Source organism: Neisseria sp. HMSC065D04 (assembly GCF_001815675.1).
Lineage (GTDB): Bacteria > Pseudomonadota > Gammaproteobacteria > Burkholderiales > Neisseriaceae > Neisseria.
This window is the reverse complement of record NZ_KV821496.1, coordinates 65,821-66,049: the sequence shown is the minus strand read 5'-3', so window position 1 is coordinate 66,049 and position 229 is coordinate 65,821.

Here is a 229-nt window from a genome sequence, read left to right as displayed (position 1 = left end):
GTTTCAACACACAGCCGCCTGAAGGCGGCTGGCACCAAAGAACATCAATTCCATCGTCTGCTAGGACGTTTCAACACACAGCCGCCTGAAGGCGGCTGGAATCGCCTTCGAGTTAAGCTGCCTTGATGTAGCTGTTTCAACACACAGCCGCCTGAAGGCGGCTGGTTTTGGGTTTGTTCTTGGCTTCAAGGCGGGCGATGTTTCAACACACAGCCGCCTGAAGGCGGCT